This window comes from Achromobacter sp. UBA5777 (assembly GCF_002418565.1).
Taxonomy (GTDB): Bacteria; Pseudomonadota; Gammaproteobacteria; order Burkholderiales; family Burkholderiaceae_B; genus Achromobacter; species Achromobacter animicus.
The window spans coordinates 1-2,503 of sequence record NZ_DIEJ01000181.1 but is presented as its reverse complement, the minus strand read 5'-3'; the positions used below and the strand labels follow the sequence as shown (position 1 = coordinate 2,503).

Sequence of the window (2,503 nt, the reverse complement as noted above, 5' to 3'; positions counted from 1 at the left end):
CCCCGTCGTCATCTTCGTCCCGGCCTGCGGCCGCTCCTTCAGATTCCCTCGGGCTTATCGACGCCCCGCGCACCCCAGGCGGCCGGCACACCAGGCTTTGCTGATGGATCTTTGCGATCGTCGGGGTGGGTTGGGTTCTTGAGGTTCTTCTCACGGGTGGTGCGTGATGGAAAATCTCGCGGGGCCCGCCCCCGGTCGGCCGCGCGGGCGGCCTTCGGGGGCTTACGCAGTGTCTTGCGCCGGGGTGCTGTCGCTGCGCGTGTGGGGGCCTTCGCAGGCGGGCTTGGGTCTCTTACAACCCGTTCTGCTTGAACCAGTCCAGCATCCGCGTCCACGCCTGTTCCGCTTCCGCCTTGCGGTACGAAGGGCGATAGTCGGCGTGGAACGCGTGGCCCGCTTCGGGGTAGATATCGATGCGCGACGCCTTGGCGGCGGCGGAGCCCTTCGCTAGCTCGACGCGCATGCGGTCGACGTCGGCCTGGGAGATGCCGGCGTCCTTGCCGCCGTAGGCGCCCAGGACCGGGGCCTTCAGGTCGTTGACGATGGCCAGGGCCGACTTGGGTTTCAGTTCGGTGGGGTCACCCGCCAACTGGCCGTACCAGGCGGCGCCGGCCTTCAGTTTGGGGTTGTGGGCGGCGTAGAGCCAGACCTGGCGGCCGCCCCAGCAGAAGCCCAGGATGCCCAGACGGTCGGAGTTGCCGCCGTTGGCGGCGGCCCAGGCGGCGGTGGCGTCCAGGTCGGCGATGACCTGTTTGTCGGGGACCTTGCTGACGATCTCGGCCTGCAGCTTGGGGATTTCGGTGTATTTGGACGGGTCGCCCTGGCGCGCATAGAGTTCCGGCGCGATGGCGAGGTAGCCCTGGTGGGCCAGTCGCCGGCAGACGTCCTGGATGTATTCGTGTACGCCGAAGATTTCCTGGACGACGATGATCGTGGGCAGGTTCTTCTTGCCATCCGGTGCGGCGCGGAACGCGGGAATCTTGCCGTCGGAGGTGGGGATTTCGATCCTGCCGGCCACGAGGCCCTTGGCGTCCGTGGTGATGGCGGTTTGCGCCACCACCGGGCCTGCCGCCAGCGAGAAACCCGCCGCCGCAGTGGTGGCAAGGAAGCCTCGCCGGTCCAGCCGCAAGGGCGGGAGCAGGCTGTCGAAGTGCGCGTCGTCCTGGTCTTTCATCGAAAATCTCCTGGTAAAAGACGGGCACGGAGGGACGCGCCTCGCGTCCCTGCCCGGGCCTGCCGAGTTCACTTCAGGGAGAAGTCCACGCGTGAGGGTTGCCCCTCATCCTTGATGCCATCGGCGTCCAGCTGCGGCGCAACGATGAACACGCGATCCGCGAGTCCTTCCTGGGCTTGCAACTTCTCATATACCGCCTGCGCCCGGGCATCGGCCAGTTGGCGCAGTTGATCCTCGCCGACCGGGGCCGCCGCGCGCAGCATTGCTTCCATCTGCGCGGCCGGGATGGACTTGGCCATGCCGATGAAATTGCGCGGTTTGTCCTTGAGGTCTGCGTCATCGTAGACGTCTTCGAGGTACTTGGCACGCTCGGCGGCGGAGACCGTGATGCCCTTGGGGTCGGGCTTCTTGCCGCGCGGTGCGACGTCGGCGGCCTTGGCGGCGCGGATCTTGGCGTCGACCCAGGCCTGGCGCAGGCCTTCCGAGTCGGTCTTGGGGTCGGCGCGGCCGCTGATGTCCATCTTGAGGGCCGGGCGGTCGGTGAGCGCCTTGGTCAGGGTGTCGATGCGCTGGATCGTGTCTTCGGTGAGGACGGCGCTGCCGGGCGCGAATTCGACGTAGGACAGTTCTTCGCCGCCGCCGAACGCGGACGCGAGCAGGCTGAAGGGCGAGGTCACGGCCTTGACCACCAAATTCATCAGCACGCGCACGACGATGCCGCCGACCGAGAACTCGGGGTCGTCGAGCGAGCCGGAGATGGGCAGGTTGATGTCGATGTTGCCGCGCGAGTCCTTGAGCAGCGCGACGGCCAGCAGCACCGGCAGCTTGGTGGCGTCGGGGCTGTTGGTCTTGTCGCCAAAGGTCAGCTGATTGAGTACGACGTGGTTGGTGGCCTGCAAGGCGCGGTTCTTGATCTTGTATTCCAGGTCTACCGAGAGCTTGCCGCGCTTGATCGGGTAGCCGACGTACTTGGCCGAATAGGTGTTGAAGCGTGGCAGGTCGACGCCCTTGGCGGACGCCTTGAGGTCCAGGGTCAGGTATTGGGCGAAGGGCTGCACGACGCCGCTGATCGAGAGCGGCGCGGTGGTGTAGACCCGTCCCGTGACCTTGACCTTGGCAGGCTGCGGGTTGGTGGAAGAGACGGCGGTGATGCCGCCTTCGATGCTGGACAGTTCAGCGACGTAGTTGGGCTTGACGAAGCGGTCGGTGAAGGTCATGCGTCCGCGAGTCAGCGTGACGCTGTTGACCGAGATGTCCGGCATGGCGCTTCCCCGGCTGCCCTTGGCGGACGGCGCAGGCGCTGCGGGTGCAGGCGCTGCGGGTGCAGGC

2 protein-coding genes are annotated in these 2,503 nt (G+C 66.8%); both read right to left on the bottom strand.

Annotated elements, in window-relative coordinates:
- Positions 1 to 292 precede the first annotated feature (292 nt).
- Entirely contained in the window at positions 293 to 1,174 is an 882-nt protein-coding gene (locus B3446_RS14055; protein ID WP_291381918.1) for a dienelactone hydrolase family protein, read from the bottom strand.
- Positions 1,175 to 1,242: 68 nt separating this feature from the next.
- Positions 1,243 to 2,503 (bottom strand): DUF748 domain-containing protein (locus B3446_RS14050; RefSeq protein WP_291381916.1); only part of this gene is annotated, 1,261 nt, incomplete at its 5' end.